Raw genomic sequence first — 18,024 nt, 5'->3', positions numbered from 1 at the left:
TGGTGTGGCTATCACATGTTGGTTTTGATACGGAGTCTGGGAGAACAAATGAAAATAATACTGTGGATTATTGCGATCATTTTTATTGTCGGTTTATTGACCATTACTGGTGTATTTAAACTGATTTTCTAATTGTTATCAGTAAGGCAATAGCTATTAATCCAATACTATAGGCAGAGTTGCAGGCTGGTTGCAAACTCTGCCTTTCAGTGACTATTACTGTATTTATTCAGTCACTTGAGCTAAACGCCCTTGAGCATCTTTTTGCTGACGATAACTTTTTGCGGCCCCAGGAATGGGTGCAGCCTTGCCAGTTTCCATCCAACTGCGCAGACGGTTCGCATCCGCAAAATGAGTATATTTGCCAAAAGCATCCAAAATAACCAATGCAACAGGGCGATTACCAATAACAGTACGCATTGCCAGACAATGCCCGGCCTGATTGGTAAAACCGGTTTTAGTCAGCTGAATACTCCATTTATCGTTATAAACCAGATGGTTAGTATTGCGGAAAGGCAACGTATAATTGGGGTCACGGAACGTAGCCATTTTCTCGGTCGTGGTACTTAATTGACCAATAAGTGGGTATTGTTTGGACGCTATCAATAATTTAGTGAGGTCACGCGCCGTCGACACATTATTGATCGACAGACCGGTCGGCTCGACATAGCGAGTTTTCGTCATTCCTAGCGATTTAGCTTTTGCATTCATCGCCTTAATAAAGGCGTTATATCCACCGGGGTAATGATGAGCCAAACTGGCTGCTGCGCGGTTTTCCGACGACATGAGTGCCAGCAACAGCATATCTTTTCGGCTAATTTCACTGTTCACTCGAACCCGAGAAAATACCCCTTTCATTTCTTTGGTTTGATGGATATCAACCGAAATAATCTCATCAAGCGGCAACTTGGCATCTAATACCACCATTGCTGTCATCAGTTTGGTGATTGAAGCAATCGGCACAACTTCATCTGCATTGTTGGCATAAATGACTTTATTTGTTTGTAAATCAACAACCATCGCGCTCCCCGAAGCCAATTCAAGAGGGGCCTTTCCTTTAACTTCATTGCCTCCGCCACTCGCTATCGCGGCAGGGACGACACTGATAGAAGTAGATAAAAGCAAGAAACTTAATAGTGCAAAACGGATTTTCACATGCATGTTAGTCAGCTTAAATAGGTTGTGTGGAGACATTATGGTTGATCCGGCGCATTATAAATTACAGTAATGCCCTACGCACCACACATTCTTAAAATGATTGTTACAAAGATTAAAACTGCCTAATCACTGCTCAACAGTAAACATTTCAGAAAGAAAACAAAGCCGAAATTATGATAATGACTATTTTGAAAGATAGTTTTTGTTTATAAAACAATCAACATGAAACGGTAGGCTAGCTTCTGCTGTCAACATTAAATCTTAGTAAATGTATCACCGGACATTTTAATTAATCAAAATAATCTCAACGGTGTATCAATAATGAGAAAAAAAATATGTATTAGATTAAATATCACCCTATACTTGCCAACATAAATTTTTAGATAAATCTAATTTTTAGGTGCTTATATGGGAACAACAATTTTTGGCATTCTCTTCGGAGTATTTTTAATCGCAGCGGGCCTTGCTGACATTCATGATGAAAACTTGGCATCTTTGACATTTTGGGTTGATGCGTTGCTGATTTTTGTTGGGGCAGTATTCCTATTAGGTATTGCTAAATTTATCGGCCGCAAGAAAAAGTAACCTCCAGTTCTTTATCAAAAAAGGCGCTTAAAGCGCCTTTTATTTGCGTTTACCTTACGCCAAATCTGTCATCACCCGTTGAGCAATTTCAAAGTAAATAATCAGGCCAGTGCCATCAATAAAGGTCGCAATAAAGGGGGCCGACACCACCGCAGGATCTATCGATAAGCGCTTTAATACCATCGGAATAATGGAAGAGATAATAGCGCTCCATACTGTGATAGCAACGACAGTTAAGCTCACGACGATAGTGACTTCCATTCCTACCCCAAGGAACCAGGCGCGGATCCAAGCAGCTAAACCAATAGTTGCCGCGACCATTAGAGAAGTAGAAACCTCTTTACGCAATACTGCGCCGATATTGCGTAAACTAACTTCACCTAATGCCATCGCTCGTACTAAAGTGGAGGTAATTTGTGTTCCACTGTTCCCACCCGTACCAATTAATAATGGGATAAAAAATGCCAAGGCAATAGCGGCTTCGAGTTGTTCCTCAAACGCTTTTAATACCGTTCCAGTATAAGCCTCTGCGACAAATAGTAGTAATAACCAAACAACCCGTTTGCGCCATAATGTTACTGGGCTGGTTTGTAAGTATGGCTCATCAAGAGGAAAACTAGCGCCTTGTCTTTGGGCATCATCGGTATTTTCATCTTCAATCAACTCAGCAATATCTTGAGCCCTTAATACTCCCATTAATTTGCCGTGACTTAATACTGGAACGATATCTAAACCGTTTTTTGACAATAGACTGACCGCCTCATGACGCTTCTGGTCTGGCGATACTGAGAAGTAATTTTGATTTATAATTTGAAAAACTTTTATATCTTGCTGTTCTTCCGTCAATAATTTTTTAACTGAGAGTAAACCAAGCAAATGCCGATTATCATTAGTGACCAATAATTGTGTCGGTATTTCATCATCAGAGATATTCTGCAAGAAATAAGTTTTAGCCTCAGCGACTGACATATCAGCAGACACCGTAATATAGGCATCACTCATATAAGCGCCTAAAGTCGATTCCTTATCTTCGCCTGAATGGAGCTGTCCTTGCTTTTGCAAGGCTAAATCGAGATGTGAACTCATAAAAGACCCTATTACTGTTATTAATTAATTAAACAGTCCTCACATAGGGGCGTAACCAGATTAGAGAGTGCTCTATGGCTATCTCCGTGTCTAAGTTTTAGCACTATACAACGTATCTGATTTCTCAGAAGTTACTTTGGGCTATACCTTAATCCGATATAGCCTGTCCTAACCTTGGGCGTCTCTGGACGTCGTCAGATCAGTAACCTGTGTTTGTATAGGAGCCTCGCCTAACGAGATACTGCATTTAAAATGCCCGCACACTATAAGCGTGATACTTAAAACAAATCAAAAAAATAACCATTCTCGTTTAAGGTGTATTTAGTTTTCGCTTAAAATAATAATTAATATTTATTAATGTTTTATTGCTATTTAATCAATTTGAAATAACTCCTGAGATGGTCATTATTCCGACTGTACGAGTATATCCACTTAGGTTATATTCCTTTAAATCCCAGCAAAAATGCCATTATGGTATAGCTATCATCTATATAACATCACCAGAATAAGAAGGAACTTATTGATGCGAACCTTAGTTAATACATCTATATTATTTATGTGTTCTGTCGTAGGAGCGGGGTCTGTATCCGCTAATGAAATAATCTTATGGCGAGAACCCGCTCCTATTGTGAAAGAAGGAAAATATTACAGCCTTATCGTCGATCGGGGGCAACTACAAAAAGCAGTCAAGAATACCAATAATGATTATCTTTTTTCTGAAAAAGGGAACGGTATTAAGCCGTTAGTGTTAATTGGCTCTCCTCTTGAGATTTCAGAGTTTTTGCTTAAAAACGAAACTCGTGGTATCGAAAACCATATCAAAGAACTACCAGATATCTATATGGGCATCACGAATTATGTGCCCCATAAACGTTTTACCGGGTTATTTCCATTGCATGACTTATTAACCAAAAGTGTTGAGCAAGCACTAAAATTCGTGCCGGTAGGTACTATTCTGACTGATGCAGCCGGTATTCCTTCAGATCTAAACGAAATGTATGATGTAATTAAGATATTGAAAAATAAAGATAAAAGTGATGGAAGACTTCTTTATGTCAAGTTTAGCTATCTACCGGAGGATGGAATGAAAAAGGTGGGTAGAAAAACAGTCAGTTTCGGTAAGATACTTAAACAAATGCAGGATGGTAAGAAATAAGCCAACAACGAATAGCAGCAAAAACGGCACCCTGGCAAACACTTTCAATTAGTTCCTGAGTCAGTGCTTGAAATGCCTAAAGCTAAATACGTTGAATAGCGAGCGCAATATCTTTTGAGGTTTTTAATGCGCGGATTTCGCCAAATAAATCCGTGGCTTCAGCATATTCTTTACGCAAATATCCTAGCCACTGTTTGATACGGGCAACATGATATAAGCCCGTATCGCCCTGCTTTTCTAGCTGAACATATTTTTTCAACAGTTTGACCACTTCCGGCCACGGCATTCGCGGTTCGTTATACTTCACGACTCGGCTCAAGTTTGGCACATTCAGCGCCCCTCGGCCTAACATTACGGCATCACAGCCCGTCACTTTCATACACTCTTGTGCGCTCTGATAATCCCAAATTTCACCGTTGGCGATCACCGGAATAGTGAGCCGCTGGCGGATCTCACCGATCGCCTGCCAGTTAATGCGTTCAGCTTGATAACCATCTTCTTTGGTACGGCCATGTACCGCCAGTTCTGTTGCACCCGCTTGTTGTACCGCATCGGCAATTTCAAACTGACGATCGCCCGAATCCCAGCCTAGACGAATTTTTACTGTTACCGGTAAATGAGCCGGAACAGCCTCACGCATGGCTTTGGCCCCCCGATAAATCAGCTCGGGATCTTTCAGCAAGGTAGCCCCACCACCACTGCCATTAACCAGTTTTGACGGGCAACCACAGTTCAAATCGACCCCGTAAGACCCCAAATCAACCGCACGAGCGGCGTTTTCCGCCAGCCATTCTGGGTATTGGCCTAACAATTGGATACGAACCTGAGTGCCAGAGGAAGTGCGGCTCTGATGATGCAGTTCAGGGCACAGACGATAGAAAGATTTTGCTGGCAATAGCTGATCGACCACCCGTAAAAACTCGGTGATACAAAGGTCGTAATCATTGACTTCACTAAGAAGCTCGCGCACCAGTGAGTCTAATACACCCTCCATCGGCGCCAGTATTACCCGCATGCTAATGACCCCACCCCTCTATCCACGCCATGAATAAGCCCTGCCCAGTGCCTATAAAACCAACATAGTATAATAGTAAAAAAGACCGGCAATGATACGGGGGAAGCAGGGAATAAAACAAGGGATAACCCAGTAATGACATGAATTCAGATGAAAAAAAACCGCCTCCGAAGAAGCGGTTTTATCAGCGAATACTTTCTAGCTTATTCGCCTGGATTGCGGCTACGACCACGTGAAGACGGGCCTGCTGGGCGGCGTTGACCATCAGCCTGGCTGCGTGGACGGCTGGTACGGCTATCACCGCGACCTGCTGCGCCACCACCATTTTGTGGACGACCCGCACTGCTACCACGGCCCATTCCAGGGCGCTGCGCACCACGGCCCTGACGACCATTTTGAATCGGATCCGCTTTAATGCTTGGGTCCGGCTCATAGCCATCAAGTGCAATACGCGGGATTTCACGTTTCAGTAAGCGCTCAATATCACGCAACAGTTTATGTTCATCAACACAAACCAGTGAAATCGCCTCGCCAGTGCGTTCCGCGCGGCCTGTACGGCCAATGCGGTGCACGTAATCTTCCGGTACGTTTGGCAACTCATAGTTAACTACATGAGGTAACTGATCAATATCCAAACCACGCGCGGCGATATCAGTCGCTACCAATACACGGATTTTACCATCTTTAAAATCAGCCAGCGCACGGGTACGCGCACCTTGGCTCTTGTTGCCGTGAATTGCGGCGGCTGTAATACCGTCTTTATTCAATTGCTCGGCTAAATGGTTAGCGCCGTGTTTGGTGCGGTTGAACACCAATACTTGTTGCCAGTTGCCTTCGCCAATCATCTGAGACAGCAACTCACGCTTGCGGTTTTTATCAACAAAATGAACGCTTTGTGCAATTTGTTCAGACGCTGTGTTACGGCGCGCGACTTCAACAGAAGCAGGGTTATGCAACAACTTGCTGGCTAACCCTTTAATCTCATCAGAGAAAGTAGCAGAGAACAGCAAGTTTTGGCGTTTGGCTGGCAGTTTGGCCAAGACACGACGGATATCGTGAATAAAGCCCATATCCAGCATGCGGTCAGCTTCGTCCAATACCAAAATTTCAATTTTGGACAAATCAACAGCGTTCTGATGTTCCAGATCCAGTAAACGGCCAGGGGTGGCGACCAAAATATCCACACCACCGCGCAATTTCATCATCTGTGGGTTAATGCTAACGCCACCAAATACCACCAGCGAACGCAGCTTCAGGTATTTGCTGTAACTCTGTACGTTTTCGTCAATCTGCGCAGCCAGTTCGCGGGTTGGCGTCAAAATCAACGCACGCACCGGACGACGGCCTTTAATTGGCTGTTGATCCTGACTCAGCAGTTGCAACAACGGCAAGGTAAAACCAGCGGTTTTACCCGTACCGGTTTGTGCACTGGCCATTAAATCACGACCTTCCAGTACCACAGGGATTGCCTGACGTTGAATCGGTGTCGGCACAAGGTAGCCCTGCTCTTCAACAGCACGCAGGATGTCGGCGTTTAGGCCGAGAGAATCAAATGACATATTACGAGAAGCTCCAGATCTTCCCAATCCTGGCGATAACGTCAGGTGCAGTTTCAAGGGAAGATTATCAGACGAGGCATGAATTGAGGCATTACCACGAGGATTGGCACAAACTGCAGTGCACCATTGCGGCTGATTATAGCAGATGTTGGCAAGAAAAGGGAGATTTACGCATTTCTTAAGAATTTTATTAACTCAAACATCAACAGAATTGATTTATTAGCATCGATTAACCCGTTCAGGATCACAAAAACAGGGCGAATTGCGGCCATAACTTTACATATTCTCAGTAGAGACCTAAAGTTAATCATACGATTGATTTGCTATTTGGCTATCATTATTATTAGCGCAAATCTTATCCATTTTTACCCAAAGTAATTGGAGTTGCAGGTAGGCAGCAAGCGAATGAATCCCGATGAGCTTACACAGGTAAGTGATTCGGGTGAGTGAGTGTAGCTAACAACCCTGCGGCTTCAAGTACGCTGGGTATATTGAGTATGGAGCCTATGTCTCATTCCACACCTCACTATTTAACACCATCAATACCGATGACAACCCGCGGTGAACAAGCGCGCCAACAACTGATACAGGCTGCGACCGAACTGTTCGGCGAACTGGGTTTGAAAGGGGCAACCACCCGCGAGATTGCACAACGGGCAGGACAGAATATTGCCGCGATTACCTACTACTTCAATTCTAAAGAAGGTTTGTATCTGGCGGTAGCACAACAAATTGCGGATTTTATCCGGCAGACATTTGCACCACTGGCATTGGATATTGACCAGTTTCTGCGTCTGCCGAGCCAGGAGCAAAGTCCAGAGCAGCAGTTACATTTTATTCGCCGTGGTTTGCTGGAATTCAGCCATTTAATGACACAGCCGGAAACGCTAAATATCAGCAAAATCATGGCGCGTGAGCAACTCTCTCCCAGTGATGCATATCTGCTTATCCATGCTCAGGCTATTGCGCCCTTACACCAAAAACTGAATTTGTTGCTGGCGGCATTCATTGGTGCTGATGCAAGTGCGACGAAAACCATTCTTCATACTCATGCATTGATTGGCGAGGTTCTGGCTTTCCGCATGGCGCGGGAAACTATCCGCCAGCAAGTGGGTTGGCTGGAGATTGGTAAATCTGAAAGCGAGATGATTAATCAAGTGCTTATCGAACATATTGACCTGCTGCTTTATGGGCTGCGGGCTAAATCGGCACAATGAGTATCTTAAGTAGGTCGTTATAAAAATTGTAACTATAAAAGTTGTAGTTATATCCAAAGAAATTGGAGTTGCAGGTAGGCAGCAAGCGAATAAATCCCGATGAGTCTATTCATTTAAGGTCAACAACCAGTAAATGATTCGGGTGACAAATTTGCCCGGAGCAGATTTGAACACTGCTTGCAGCAGCCTCGCAGAGGCGAGGCCCATGGACGGGCCGAGTAGCTAAGACAGCTAACAACCCTGCTGCTTCAAGGGCGAAGGGTATAAAAATCGGTAATAGATAGGGAGCATTATGAATCGCAAGAAGATTATAGTGGCCGTCGTCATCGTCGCTTTGCTGGCGACCATCGGTTACGGATGGAATTATTATCGTCAACAACAGGACGCGACATTGACATTATATGGCAATGTCGATATTCGCACCGTGAATCTTGGCTTTAGGGTCGGTGGTCGGCTGGCTTCTCTGGCGGTTGATGAGGGGGATAAAGTTCAGCCGGGCGAAGTCTTGGGCAAACTGGATGACGGCCCGTATCTCAATGCTCTCAAACAGGCCCAGGCCAATGTGCAAAGTGCGCAAGCCCAGTTGGATTTACTGAAAGCGGGCTACCGGGAAGAAGAAATTGCCCAAGTGCGGTCTGAAGTCTCTCAGCGCGAGGCCGCATTCAGTTATGCCGACAGCTTCTTAAAACGCCAACAAGGGCTGTGGGCAAGCAAGGCCGTATCAGCCAATGAGCTGGAAAATGCCCGTACCGCGCGCAGTCAGGCCCTGGCTAATCTGCAAGCATCAAAAGATAAACTCGCCCAATACTTGAGCGGTAACCGCCCGCAAGAAATCGCGCAGGCCGAAGCGAATCTGGCGCAAAGTGAAGCTGAATTGGCGCAAGCCCAACTCAACTTGCAAGACGCCACCTTGCTTTCGCCTTCTGGCGGAACCGTGCTGACGCGCGCAGTGGAGCCGGGCACTATTTTGTCTGCCAGTAATACCGTCTTTACACTCTCACTGACGGATCCGGTTTGGGTGCGGGCCTATGTCAGTGAACGCCACTTGGGACAAGCCATACCGGGGACTGAGGTCAAAATCTTTACCGATAGCCGCCCAGGTAAACCTTATCACGGCAAAATTGGCTTTGTTTCACCGACCGCCGAATTTACCCCTAAGAGTGTGGAAACACCGGACTTGCGAACCGACCTGGTTTATCGCTTGCGAATTATTATTACCGATGCTGATGAGTCACTACGCCAAGGTATGCCGGTCACCATCAGTTTTGCACAACCTTAAGGCGGCATAAGTTATGAATGGCATTCAGCATCTTATTACTCTGGAAGGTGTCGAAAAATCTTTCCCCGGACTAGAAAGTCCGGCGGTTGCCAGCCTAACTACTGAAATCCGCAGCGGGGCAGTCACCGGTTTGGTCGGGCCAGACGGTGCAGGTAAAACTACGCTGTTACGGATGTTGGCCGGGTTGCTTAAACCCAGCCAAGGCAAGCTGACGGTCGTCGGCCTTGACCCTGTAGAAAATGACCGCCAGTTGCATTCCATCCTCGGCTATATGCCGCAAAAGTTTGGTTTATATGAAGATTTGACGGTGATGGAAAACCTGATGCTGTATGCCGACTTACGGGGCGTTACCGGTGAACAGCGCCGCCAGACCTTCGAGCGCCTGCTAACTTTTACCGATTTGACCCGCTTTACGGAGCGGCTGGCGGGCAAGCTATCCGGCGGCATGAAGCAAAAATTGGGCTTGGCCTGTACTTTGGTCGGGCAGCCCAAAGTCTTGTTGTTGGATGAGCCGGGTGTCGGTGTCGACCCCATCTCGCGCCGCGAGCTATGGCGCATGGTTCATGAGTTGGCGAGCGACGGTATGCTCATTCTCTGGAGCACATCTTATCTGGATGAAGCCGAGCAATGCCGCGAGGTTTTGCTACTCAATGAGGGCAAATTGCTCTATAGCGGCGCGCCACAAGAGCTGACGCAGCGCATGAGCGGCCGGACTATTCTTGTCGCAGCCCAAACCGGCACTAATCGCAAATTACTACAACACGCTTTGGCGCTACCTCAGGTCAGTGATGGCGTTATTCAAGGCAAATATGTGCGGCTAATCCTCAAACCGGGCGTAGACCATGGCCAGATATTATCCCTGTTAAATCAATCTAATGGCGAGATTTTTGAGGCTGAACCACGCTTTGAGGATGCCTTTATCGACTTGCTGGGCGGCGGCCCGGCCAGTGAATCCGCACTGGCGAAAATCATGCCCAAAGTCGAGGGCAACCATGATGAAACTGTGATTGAGGCCCAAGAATTAACCAAGAAATTTGGTGACTTTGCCGCCACCGACCATGTGAATTTTCAGGTCAAACGCGGGGAAATATTTGGTTTGCTCGGGCCGAACGGTGCCGGTAAATCGACCACATTTAAAATGATGTGTGGTTTGCTGGTTCCCAGTAGCGGCAAGGCTTTGGTGCTGGGTATGGATCTGAAAACCAGCTCCGGTAAAGCGCGCCAGCATTTGGGGTATATGGCGCAGAAATTCTCACTGTATGGCAATCTGACGGTGGAGCAAAATCTGAAATTTTTCTCCGGTGTTTATGGCCTGCAAGGGAAAACTCAACGCGAAAAAATAGCCGATATGACATCGGCGTTTAATTTCACACCCATTCTCAAGCAAACGCCCGACTCACTGCCTCTTGGGTTTAAACAGCGCCTGGCGCTAGCTTGCGCCCTGATGCATGAGCCAGACATTCTGTTTCTGGACGAGCCGACCTCCGGTGTTGACCCCCTCACCCGCCGTGAATTTTGGCTGCATATCAATGGGATGGTAGATAAAGGGGTGACCGTCATGGTCACTACCCACTTTATGGATGAGGCCGAATATTGCGACCGCATCGGGCTGGTTTATCGTGGCAAAATTATTGCTGCGGGCACGCCAGATGAGCTAAAGCAGCAAGTTGCCACGGATGAAAAACCTAATCCATCAATGGAAGAAGCATTTATCGGGTTGGTTCTGCGCTATGACCAGCAAAACGATAAGGAGCAGCAATCATGACCGAGCCATATGATTCCCATGTAAATAAATCGCCGGTAAATGAGAGTGAAACTTATCAAGACACCGGATTTTCTTGGCGTCGCCTGCGGGCGCTATGTCGTAAAGAAACCCGGCAAATTCTGCGCGACCCCAGCAGCGGGCTGATCGCCTTTGTTATCCCATTGTTATTGCTGTTTATTTTTGGCTATGGCATCAACCTGGACTCCAGCAAACTGCATGTCGGCATTCTAATGGAGCAACAGAGTCAACCGGCGCAAGATTTGGCTAACGCGTTCGTCAGTTCGCCCTATATCTCCCCGCAAATCAGTGATAACCGTCAGGCGCTGATTCAAGCTATGCAAGCCGGTAAAATTCGCGGGCTTATTGTTATTCCGAATGATTTTGCCGAGCAACTCGCACGGCCAGAGAGTAAAGCACCGATTCAGGTGATTACTGACGGCAGTGAGCCGAACACCGCCAACTTTGTGCAAGGTTATGCCCAAGGTGTATGGCAAATCTGGCAACAACAGCAAGCGCAAAATCTGGGGCAAAAGAATGATCCGCTGATAGAAATTCAGGTGCGCTATTGGTTTAACCCCGCCGCCATCAGCCGACATTTCATCATTCCGGGCGCAATTACCATTATCATGACAGTGATTGGCGCGATCTTGACATCACTGGTCATCGCGCGCGAATGGGAGCGCGGCACCATGGAGGCGCTACTTTCTACTCAGGTCACGCGCAGTGAGTTATTACTGTCAAAACTTATCCCCTATTATGTGCTCGGGATGGTCGCCATGACGCTATGTATGGTGGTCGCAGTGTTTATCCTCGGGGTGCCTTATCGCGGCTCATTGTGGATATTATTTGTCATGACCAGCTTATTCTTAGCCAGCACACTGGGCATGGGGCTGCTGATTTCGACTATCACGCGCAACCAGTTTAATGCGGCCATGGTGGCACTGAACGCCGCATTTCTACCCGCGGTTATGTTGTCAGGATTTATTTTCCAAATCGACAGCATGCCCGCCGTGGTCCGCGCCGTCACCTATATTATTCCTGCCCGCTATTTTGTCAGCAGCTTGCAAACTCTGTTCCTGGCGGGTGATATCGGTACCGTTTTGGTGATTAACCTGTTGTTTTTAATTGCATCTGCCGCCGTATTTATCGGCCTGACGGCATGGAAAACGAATCGTCGATTAGATTAGGTCGTCGGCCAGATTAACGGAAGGGAGTTAACGATGTTTCATCGCCTTTACACATTGATTATTAAAGAGTTGCAGTCGCTGCTGCGCGAACCGCAAACCCGGGCGATATTAATCATGCCGGTGATATTGCAGGTGATTTTATTCCCATTCGCCGCCACATTAGAAGTGACCAATGCCACTATCGCCATTTACAGCGAAGACAGCGGTAAGGCGTCAATAGAACTCACTCAGCGCTTTGCTAAAGCCGAAGCATTTTCTCATGTGTTGCTGCTGCACAGCCCACAAGAAATTCAGCCGGTGATTGATAACCAGAAAGCCTTGCTGTTAATTCGTTTTCCTGCGCAATTCAGTGCGGATTTGGCCAATGGCAAAACCACTCAGTTACAGTTGGTTCTGGATGGTCGCAATTCCAACAGCGCCCAAATAGCAGCAAATTACATTCAGCAAATCGTACAAGAATACCAATTAGAATTGACCAAGGGGCAAATCAAACCCAATAACAGCGAGCTAGTGATTCGAAATTGGTATAACCCGAACTTGGATTACAAATGGTTTGTGGTGCCATCATTGATAGCGATGATTACAACTATTGGCGTATTGATTGTCACGTCACTGTCGGTCGCACGGGAGCGGGAACAAGGGACACTGGAACAGCTTTTGGTTTCACCACTGACAACCTGGCAGATATTTATCGGCAAAGCCGTTCCGGCCCTGATAGTCGCCACTTTCCAGGCCACTATCGTATTGTTTATCGGCATATTTTTCTACCAAATCCCCTTTGCAGGGTCACTGGCACTGTTTTATGGCACTATGCTGCTCTACGGCTTGTCACTGGTCGGTTTTGGTTTATTAATTTCATCGCTATGTTCAACTCAGCAACAAGCCTTTATTGGCGTATTTGTCTTTATGATGCCCGCAATATTGCTTTCTGGTTATGTCTCTCCGGTAGAGAACATGCCCATTTGGCTACAAAATATCACGTGGATCAATCCTATCCGCCACTTTACTGATATCACCAAACAGATTTACCTCAAGGATGCCAGCTTCGACATCATTTGGCACAGTTTATGGCCGCTGTTGGTAATAACCGCTACCACGGGGAGCGCAGCCTACGGGATGTTTAGACGAAAAATCGCGTAACACCGCCATTTTCGGTACTCACGAAAAACAAAAAGGACACCAATACGGTGTCCTTTCAAATTTAGAGTTGCGTACGCCGGGCAAGTTTGCCGCGCCGCAGCCCTTAATCAACCAACTTAGCGGCGGTTGCCGAAAATCCGCAACAGCATCAGGAACAGGTTGATGAAATCAAGATACAGGGTCAATGCGCCGACGATGGCATACTTACGGAAACCATCTTTATCATTGGCATCTAACTGCGCGCCCATGTTTTTCAATTTCTGGGTATCGTAAGCCGTCAGGCCAACAAACACCAAAACACCGATGTAAGTCACAGCCCACATCAACGCCGGGCTTTTTAGCCAAATGTTAACCAAAGACGCCAGAATGATACCGATCAGGCCCATAAACAGGATGCTGCCCATACCACTCAAATCACGTTTAGTGGTGTAGCCATAAAGGCTCATAGCACCAAACATCCCAGCACAAATGACAAAAGTGCTGGCGATGGATGCGCCAGTGTACAGTATCAAGATGCTGGAGAGTGTCAGCCCCGTTAGTGCAGAGTACAGCATAAACAGTGAGGTTGCGGCTGATCCACTCAGGCGATTAATCATGCCGGAGATAACAAAAACCAAACCAAGCTGAGCAATAATCAACCCGAAGAACAGGATTTGATTTGACTGCAAAGCAAAAATAATTGAAGGGGTGTTCGCTGCGTACCATGCGACTACCGCTGTTAATAACAGACCACAGGTCATCCAGCCGTATACCTGCGCCATATATGCCTGAATGCCAGAGTTGGCACGTTCGACAATTGAACCATTAGAGCGTGGATAGCGATCCATGGTAGTTACCTTATGCATATAAATAATGATACAGGCCATCAACTGACAGCCCACCGACTCTTTTAGGGTACCACAGAAATAGGGCAAACAAGGGAGTAAAAATAGGTATTTAGGGCCAATCTTTACACGGGTTTACTTACAGTTTACCAGCGCTTAGCTGCGGCATGATCACTGTCGCGTGATTCAACCCAACGTTCGCCATCAGTGGTTGCTTCGCGTTTCCAAAATGGTGCCCGTGTTTTCAGATAGTCCATAATAAACTCAGCAGACTCAAACGCCATGCTGCGATGAGCGCTGGTCACGCCAACAAAGACGATTTCATCTCCGGGGAACAATGGCCCAACCCGATGAATCACTGACACGCGCTGTAAGGGCCAGCGGCTACGTGCTTGAGCAATAATTTCAACCAGCGCTTTTTCTGTCATGCCAGGGTAATGTTCTAGTGTCAACGCACTGACATTGCTACCCAAATTATGATTACGGACTTTGCCGGTAAAGGTCACCACCGCCCCGTCTTCATCACACTGCGACAACCAAGTGTATTCTTCGCCGACATTAAATGCTGCTGGCCCGACACGAATGCGCGTGTTGTCCATCATTAACCTCCCGTCACCGGTGGGAAGAAAGCCACTTCATCCCCTGCGGCTAAGGGGTGTTGAGCATTGACCAGCGATTGATTCACTGCCGTGAGCAATTTCCCTTCTTCAAGAGCCAACTGCCAGCGGTCACCTCGTTGACACAAGGATTGGCGCAAAGCGTCGACGGTTGAAAACTCCGCCGCCACTTCCAAGCGATCAACCCCCACCAGCTCACGCACCTGAGCAAAAAATAGAATCTGAATCATGGCTTCACCTTAAAATCACCGGATTTCCCGCCACTTTTCGCCAACAGGCGAACCGGGCCAATTATCATGTCCTTTTGTACGGCTTTACACATGTCGTAAATGGTCAGTGCTGCGACGGATGCCGCTGTCAAAGCTTCCATTTCCACCCCAGTTTTACCCGTCAGGCGGCAGCAGGACTCAATGCGAACCCGATTGTGTTCCGGCTGTGCTTCCAACTGAACTTCGACTTTGGTCAGCAATAGTGGGTGGCACAGGGGAATCAATTCCCACGTTTTTTTTGCGGCTTGAATACCGGCGATCCGTGCGGTGGCAAACACATCACCTTTATGATGGCTACCATCAATAATCATCGCCAATGTCGCGGCATGCATTTCAACAAAAGCTTCCGCACGTGCTTCACGCACAGTTTCCGCTTTGGCAGAGACATCCACCATATGGGCTTCGCCGGCGGCATTAATGTGAGTCAATTGGGTCATATATAACCTCTGTTCTTAATGTTGCAGCCGATCAGCCACCAATAAATGATAAATTTTGCGTAATGCCGCTATTCCCTTGATGCAAGAAATGAGTTTGCTTCTTGGTTTGCAATGCACTTTGAATGCGCGCCATTAATTCATATTGCTGGTCATCACTGCCTAGCAAATCACGCAGCGAAATACCCTGCTCGCCAAATAAGCATAAATGCAGGTTTCCCAGTGCAGAAACACGCAGACGGTTGCAACTGGCACAGAAGTCTTTCTCATACGGCATGATAAGCCCAATCTCCCCTAAGTAGTCCGGATGATGGAAGACTTGAGCTGGGCCATCACTGCGCGCACGTTCTTGCTGTTGCCAGCCTTGCAGGAGTAATTGCTGACGAATGACATCACCGGAAACATGGTGTTTGCGGAACACATTGCCGCCCTCACCGGTCTCCATCAATTCAATAAATCGCAGTTGAATGGGGCGAGATTTTATCCAGTTAAGGAATGCCCCAAGATTCTTGTCATTAACATCCCGCATCAACACCGCATTGATTTTGACTTTCTCAAAACCCGCATCAAAAGCCGCATCAATACCTTGCATCACTTGATGGAATTTATCTTGCCCGGTGATGGCATGAAATTGCCGAGGGTCGAGGCTATCAACACTGACATTAATCGCCGTCAACCCCGCCTCACGCCACTGAGCGGCATCACGCGCTAAACGATAACCATTGGTGGTCACCGCCAAAGTGCGGATTGCGGAATTTTGACGAATGGTAGCGATAATATCGGTGAAATCGCGGCGCATGGACGGCTCGCCGCCGGTTAAACGGATCTTTTCAGTTCCTAGCATGGCAAATGCACGGCTGACGCGACTTATTTCGTCAAGGCTCAGGAAACTTTTTAATCCGTCCGGGCGATAGCCATCGGGCAGGCAATATGTGCAGCGAAAATTGCACACATCAGTAATCGATAGGCGCAAATAATAGAATTTGCGCGCAAATGCGTCTGTAAGTTGTACCATAACACCTTTCCAAATACGGGAGATGCAGGCATTTCTACCTCGCACCCTGGTGGCATAAAGCCACGGCCAGAGCATCATATTGTCCATAAAAGCAACAACGTAGACACCAAGGCTAGGAGTTTGCGCTCAGGTGCTGCTTGCTCACAGCTAACTGAACCATGGTTAAAAAGCAAAATTCGTTACAGCGGCTAGCGGCTAAAAACCTTACTTTCTTTACAGATTCTAACGCTAAAACGGCAAGATAGCCAATCGCTGTTTTACGTTATATATTTTTATATACAACGACTTACAATACAAAACCCAAGGTTATTGAGCTTATTTTATTCCGAAGCTAATACTTTGTTTAAAATCACGAAAACCATGGCTTTTATCGCGTTTTGGCAGCAAATCCGTTAACTTATGCAGCAATTTCCCCATTAGCTATGCTTATTACAATATTTAGGCAGGAAAAATATGCGAAATCGCACATTAGCGGATCTCGACCGGGTAGTTGCATTAGGTGGAGGCCATGGGCTGGGGCGGGTGATGTCAGCTCTTTCTTCTTTAGGTTCACGCCTGACCGGTATTGTTACCACCACTGATAATGGGGGTTCGACCGGCCGCATACGCCGATCCGAGGGTGGAATTGCCTGGGGGGATACTCGTAATTGCCTGAATCAATTGATCACTGAACCCAGTGTAGCTTCCGCAATGTTCGAATACCGTTTTACTGGCAATGGTGAGCTAGCGGGCCATAATCTGGGCAATTTAATGCTCAAATCGCTGGACCATCTTAGTATCCGCCCTCTTGAAGCCATTAATCTGGTGCGTAGCTTGCTGAAAATCGATGCCTGGTTGATCCCAATGTCAGAACAGCCCGTCGACTTGATGGCCATCGATGCTGAAGGGCACCCGATTTACGGTGAAGTCAACATTGACCAACTTGCACATATGCCGAAAGATTTGCTGCTATCACCCCATGTCCATGCGACGAAGGAAGCAATTGAAGCTATCAGCCAGGCGGATGTTATCTTAATCGGGCCGGGCAGTTTTTTGACGAGCTTAATGCCACTGTTATTGCTCGATGATCTCACTCAAGCTCTACGGCGCAGCTCTGCCAGTATGATTTATATTGGCAATCTGGGGCGCGAGCTAAGTGTTGCCGCCGCTGAGTTGTCTTTGCACGAAAAGCTGACAATAATGGAAAGTAAGATTGGCAGAAAAATCATTGATGCCGCAATTGTCAGCCCACGCATTGATATCAATGGCGTTAGGGACAGAATCATTGTACAACAGCCCTTGGAAGCCAAAGATATCCCTTATCGTCATGATCGGGAGCTACTGCGCCAAGCACTAGAAACCACCTTACAGCAATTGGGTGGGGCTAATTCTGTGTCAGTGGGCTAGTCCTGTGAGTGACGAAATTTTTCTTCCAAAGCCGCAGTATCATTCATGTGGATATATAGCTCTTCCACTTTAGTGCGCGCCCACGGAGTTCGCCGCAAAAACTTCAAACTAGATTTAATACTCGGTGAGCTGATGAAACAGTTGATCCGAATGCGGTGTGCTAACTCTTCCCAGCCATAGTGCTCGACCAGTTTGGTCAACAGTTGTTCAAGGGTAATGCCGTGTAACGGATCTTTTGATACATGGTCGCTCATCATTTGCCCTGTTTATTTATCTATTAACCCTAAATTTAGCAGCACACCTTACGAGGAATCGAGGTATGCCGCAAGATA

19 protein-coding genes and 2 riboswitches are annotated in these 18,024 nt (G+C 46.9%); of the genes, 9 read left to right on the top strand and 10 right to left on the bottom strand.

All coding sequences use genetic code 11. The features are described from left to right. The first annotated feature begins 15 nt into the window (after positions 1 to 15). Positions 16 to 132 carry a small membrane protein YohP gene (locus DXZ79_RS21375; protein WP_455436034.1) on the top strand — a complete coding sequence of 39 codons (117 nt, stop codon included), beginning with the start codon at positions 16 to 18 and terminating at the stop codon, positions 130 to 132. A 93-nt stretch (positions 133 to 225) separates the two neighbouring features. Here the strand turns inward: DXZ79_RS21375 and pbpG are convergent, their stop codons facing one another. Next, the gene (gene pbpG, locus DXZ79_RS07145; protein ID WP_038639635.1) at positions 226 to 1,161 is read right to left on the bottom strand and encodes a D-alanyl-D-alanine endopeptidase; all 936 of its coding nucleotides are present in this window, start codon (positions 1,159 to 1,161) and stop codon (positions 226 to 228) included. A 405-nt stretch (positions 1,162 to 1,566) separates the two neighbouring features. Here pbpG and DXZ79_RS07140 point away from each other — a divergent pair, with 405 nt between their 5' ends. Continuing rightward, on the top strand, positions 1,567 to 1,743 hold the full coding sequence (locus DXZ79_RS07140; RefSeq protein ID WP_004391528.1) for a hypothetical protein: 177 nt from the start codon (positions 1,567 to 1,569) through the stop codon (positions 1,741 to 1,743). A gap of 54 nt (positions 1,744 to 1,797) precedes the next feature. Here the strand turns inward: DXZ79_RS07140 and DXZ79_RS07135 are convergent, their stop codons facing one another. Then, entirely contained in the window at positions 1,798 to 2,829 is a 1,032-nt protein-coding gene (locus DXZ79_RS07135; RefSeq protein ID WP_120011178.1) for a magnesium transporter, read from the bottom strand. A gap of 75 nt (positions 2,830 to 2,904) precedes the next feature. Beyond that, a riboswitch (M-box (ykoK) riboswitch) is annotated at positions 2,905 to 3,074 on the bottom strand. Positions 3,075 to 3,352: 278 nt separating this feature from the next. On the opposite strand from DXZ79_RS07135, the gene DXZ79_RS07130 reads away from it, so the two are divergent. Then, on the top strand, positions 3,353 to 3,985 hold the full coding sequence (locus DXZ79_RS07130; protein WP_038634516.1) for a hypothetical protein: 633 nt from the start codon (positions 3,353 to 3,355) through the stop codon (positions 3,983 to 3,985). 82 nt (positions 3,986 to 4,067) lie between these two features. Here the strand turns inward: DXZ79_RS07130 and dusC are convergent, their stop codons facing one another. Beyond that, positions 4,068 to 5,000: a tRNA dihydrouridine(16) synthase DusC gene (gene dusC / locus DXZ79_RS07125; protein ID WP_038634519.1), complete on the bottom strand. Its 933-nt coding sequence runs from the start codon at positions 4,998 to 5,000 to the stop codon at positions 4,068 to 4,070. Between the two features lie 203 nt (positions 5,001 to 5,203). After that, on the bottom strand, positions 5,204 to 6,559 hold the full coding sequence (rhlE, locus tag DXZ79_RS07120; RefSeq protein ID WP_038634522.1) for an ATP-dependent RNA helicase RhlE: 1,356 nt from the start codon (positions 6,557 to 6,559) through the stop codon (positions 5,204 to 5,206). A 506-nt stretch (positions 6,560 to 7,065) separates the two neighbouring features. Between rhlE and DXZ79_RS07110 the strand changes: the two genes are divergently transcribed. From DXZ79_RS07110 to DXZ79_RS07090, 5 genes are all read left to right on the top strand, one after another. After that, a complete protein-coding gene (locus DXZ79_RS07110) occupies positions 7,066 to 7,776 on the top strand; it encodes a transcriptional regulator (RefSeq protein ID WP_050291429.1) in 711 nt (236 codons plus the stop codon). 292 nt (positions 7,777 to 8,068) lie between these two features. Next, positions 8,069 to 9,055 (top strand): secretion protein HlyD, encoded by a 987-nt coding sequence (gene hlyD / locus DXZ79_RS07105; RefSeq protein ID WP_038634528.1) that lies wholly within the window; start codon positions 8,069 to 8,071, stop codon positions 9,053 to 9,055. Positions 9,056 to 9,068: 13 nt separating this feature from the next. Then, positions 9,069 to 10,820, top strand: coding sequence for an ATP-binding cassette domain-containing protein (locus DXZ79_RS07100; protein ID WP_038634531.1), 1,752 nt, complete (start codon positions 9,069 to 9,071; stop codon positions 10,818 to 10,820). Next, positions 10,817 to 12,007 carry an ABC transporter permease gene (locus DXZ79_RS07095; RefSeq protein WP_120011177.1) on the top strand — a complete coding sequence of 397 codons (1,191 nt, stop codon included), beginning with the start codon at positions 10,817 to 10,819 and terminating at the stop codon, positions 12,005 to 12,007. The genes DXZ79_RS07100 and DXZ79_RS07095 overlap by 4 nt, the downstream gene beginning before the upstream one ends. 33 nt (positions 12,008 to 12,040) lie before the next feature. Beyond that, on the top strand, positions 12,041 to 13,147 hold the full coding sequence (locus DXZ79_RS07090) for an ABC transporter permease (protein WP_038634538.1): 1,107 nt from the start codon (positions 12,041 to 12,043) through the stop codon (positions 13,145 to 13,147). 116 nt (positions 13,148 to 13,263) lie between these two features. Here DXZ79_RS07090 and DXZ79_RS07085 read toward each other — a convergent pair whose 3' ends face one another. From DXZ79_RS07085 to moaA, 5 genes are all read right to left on the bottom strand, one after another. Beyond that, entirely contained in the window at positions 13,264 to 13,974 is a 711-nt protein-coding gene (locus tag DXZ79_RS07085) for a Bax inhibitor-1/YccA family protein (protein ID WP_038639638.1), read from the bottom strand. A gap of 143 nt (positions 13,975 to 14,117) precedes the next feature. Further along, the gene (gene moaE / locus DXZ79_RS07080; protein WP_162928772.1) at positions 14,118 to 14,570 is read right to left on the bottom strand and encodes a molybdopterin synthase catalytic subunit MoaE; all 453 of its coding nucleotides are present in this window, start codon (positions 14,568 to 14,570) and stop codon (positions 14,118 to 14,120) included. A 2-nt stretch (positions 14,571 to 14,572) separates the two neighbouring features. Continuing rightward, positions 14,573 to 14,818, bottom strand: coding sequence for a molybdopterin synthase sulfur carrier subunit (gene moaD, locus DXZ79_RS07075; protein ID WP_038634541.1), 246 nt, complete (start codon positions 14,816 to 14,818; stop codon positions 14,573 to 14,575). Continuing rightward, positions 14,815 to 15,294 (bottom strand): cyclic pyranopterin monophosphate synthase MoaC, encoded by a 480-nt coding sequence (moaC, locus tag DXZ79_RS07070; RefSeq protein ID WP_038634545.1) that lies wholly within the window; start codon positions 15,292 to 15,294, stop codon positions 14,815 to 14,817. The genes moaD and moaC overlap by 4 nt, the downstream gene beginning before the upstream one ends. A gap of 31 nt (positions 15,295 to 15,325) precedes the next feature. Beyond that, entirely contained in the window at positions 15,326 to 16,306 is a 981-nt protein-coding gene (moaA, locus tag DXZ79_RS07065; RefSeq protein WP_050291430.1) for a GTP 3',8-cyclase MoaA, read from the bottom strand. After that, positions 16,293 to 16,437, bottom strand: a riboswitch (molybdenum cofactor riboswitch). (Overlaps the previous gene by 14 nt.) Positions 16,438 to 16,759: 322 nt before the next feature. On the opposite strand from moaA, the gene yvcK reads away from it, so the two are divergent. Then, a complete protein-coding gene (yvcK, locus tag DXZ79_RS07060) occupies positions 16,760 to 17,692 on the top strand; it encodes a uridine diphosphate-N-acetylglucosamine-binding protein YvcK (RefSeq protein WP_038634551.1) in 933 nt (310 codons plus the stop codon). On the opposite strand, the gene DXZ79_RS07055 is transcribed toward yvcK, so the two are convergent. Continuing rightward, complete coding sequence (locus DXZ79_RS07055; RefSeq protein ID WP_038634553.1) at positions 17,689 to 17,946, bottom strand: VF530 family protein; 258 nt, start codon at positions 17,944 to 17,946, stop codon at positions 17,689 to 17,691. The two genes, yvcK and DXZ79_RS07055, sit on opposite strands and share 4 nt — an antisense overlap. Between the last annotated feature and the right edge of the window lie 78 nt (positions 17,947 to 18,024).

The sequence above is a fragment of the Yersinia rochesterensis genome (assembly GCF_003600645.1).
Taxonomy (GTDB): Bacteria; Pseudomonadota; Gammaproteobacteria; order Enterobacterales; family Enterobacteriaceae; genus Yersinia; species Yersinia rochesterensis.
This window is presented reverse-complemented; position numbering and strand designations above follow the sequence as displayed.

Coding starts and splice junctions, on each gene's coding strand:
- DXZ79_RS21375 (WP_455436034.1), top strand. CDS start 16: ATGTTGGTTTTGATACGGAGTCTGGGAGAACAAATGAAAATAATACTG.
- pbpG (WP_038639635.1), bottom strand. CDS start 1,161: ATGCATGTGAAAATCCGTTTTGCACTATTAAGTTTCTTGCTTTTATCT.
- DXZ79_RS07140 (WP_004391528.1), top strand. CDS start 1,567: ATGGGAACAACAATTTTTGGCATTCTCTTCGGAGTATTTTTAATCGCA.
- DXZ79_RS07135 (WP_120011178.1), bottom strand. CDS start 2,829: ATGAGTTCACATCTCGATTTAGCCTTGCAAAAGCAAGGACAGCTCCAT.
- DXZ79_RS07130 (WP_038634516.1), top strand. CDS start 3,353: ATGCGAACCTTAGTTAATACATCTATATTATTTATGTGTTCTGTCGTA.
- dusC (WP_038634519.1), bottom strand. CDS start 5,000: ATGCGGGTAATACTGGCGCCGATGGAGGGTGTATTAGACTCACTGGTG.
- rhlE (WP_038634522.1), bottom strand. CDS start 6,559: ATGTCATTTGATTCTCTCGGCCTAAACGCCGACATCCTGCGTGCTGTT.
- DXZ79_RS07110 (WP_050291429.1), top strand. CDS start 7,066: ATGTCTCATTCCACACCTCACTATTTAACACCATCAATACCGATGACA.
- hlyD (WP_038634528.1), top strand. CDS start 8,069: ATGAATCGCAAGAAGATTATAGTGGCCGTCGTCATCGTCGCTTTGCTG.
- DXZ79_RS07100 (WP_038634531.1), top strand. CDS start 9,069: ATGAATGGCATTCAGCATCTTATTACTCTGGAAGGTGTCGAAAAATCT.
- DXZ79_RS07095 (WP_120011177.1), top strand. CDS start 10,817: ATGACCGAGCCATATGATTCCCATGTAAATAAATCGCCGGTAAATGAG.
- DXZ79_RS07090 (WP_038634538.1), top strand. CDS start 12,041: ATGTTTCATCGCCTTTACACATTGATTATTAAAGAGTTGCAGTCGCTG.
- DXZ79_RS07085 (WP_038639638.1), bottom strand. CDS start 13,974: ATGGATCGCTATCCACGCTCTAATGGTTCAATTGTCGAACGTGCCAAC.
- moaE (WP_162928772.1), bottom strand. CDS start 14,570: ATGGACAACACGCGCATTCGTGTCGGGCCAGCAGCATTTAATGTCGGC.
- moaD (WP_038634541.1), bottom strand. CDS start 14,818: ATGATTCAGATTCTATTTTTTGCTCAGGTGCGTGAGCTGGTGGGGGTT.
- moaC (WP_038634545.1), bottom strand. CDS start 15,294: ATGACCCAATTGACTCACATTAATGCCGCCGGCGAAGCCCATATGGTG.
- moaA (WP_050291430.1), bottom strand. CDS start 16,306: ATGGTACAACTTACAGACGCATTTGCGCGCAAATTCTATTATTTGCGC.
- yvcK (WP_038634551.1), top strand. CDS start 16,760: ATGCGAAATCGCACATTAGCGGATCTCGACCGGGTAGTTGCATTAGGT.
- DXZ79_RS07055 (WP_038634553.1), bottom strand. CDS start 17,946: ATGAGCGACCATGTATCAAAAGATCCGTTACACGGCATTACCCTTGAA.